Source organism: Achromobacter sp. UBA5777, assembly GCF_002418565.1.
Classification (GTDB): Bacteria; Pseudomonadota; Gammaproteobacteria; order Burkholderiales; family Burkholderiaceae_B; genus Achromobacter; species Achromobacter animicus.
This window is the reverse complement of sequence record NZ_DIEJ01000036.1, coordinates 1-489: the sequence shown is the minus strand read 5'-3', so window position 1 is coordinate 489 and position 489 is coordinate 1. Positions and strand designations below refer to the sequence as shown.

2 protein-coding genes are annotated in these 489 nt (G+C 71.6%); both read left to right on the top strand.

Going from position 1 to position 489, the window contains the following annotated elements; translation table 11 throughout:
- The coding region (locus B3446_RS02375; protein ID WP_291377163.1) for a sigma-70 family RNA polymerase sigma factor at window positions 1-298 on the top strand (298 nt) is incomplete at its 5' end.
- Window positions 295-489, top strand: a 195-nt coding sequence (locus B3446_RS02370) for a FecR/PupR family sigma factor regulator (RefSeq protein ID WP_291377162.1), incomplete at its 3' end; no start/stop codon positions are given. The genes B3446_RS02375 and B3446_RS02370, both read left to right, overlap by 4 nt.

Genomic DNA, 489 nt, shown 5'->3' with positions numbered 1-489 from the left:
CGACCATTGGCGCCGCCGCGCGGTGGAAGACGCCTACCTTGCCGCGGTGGCGCACGTGCCCGAGGCCGAGACCCCGTCGCCCGAGGCGCGCGCCCTCATCCTGGAGACGCTGCATGCCATCGATGCCGCCCTGCGTTCGCTCCCCGCCCGCACGCGTGAGGTCTTTCTGCTGTCGCAGTTCGACGGCATGGGCTATGACGAGATCGCGCGCAAGCTGCGCGTGTCGTTGTCGACCGTCAAACGTCATATGCAGGCGGCCTTTGCCGCGTGCCTGATCGCCTATCAGGTGGACGCGTGAGCGCGCCCATCGACCCCGCCATCCTGAATGAGGCGGCCGGCTGGCTGGTGCGCCTGCAGTCCGAGACGCTCTCGGCGGCGGATCGCGCCGCACTGGCGCGCTGGCGGGCGCGCAGCGCCGACCATGAAGCCGCCTGGCAACGCGCCGAGGCGATGCTGCGCGGCTTTGGCCAGGTGCCGCCGGGGATCGGC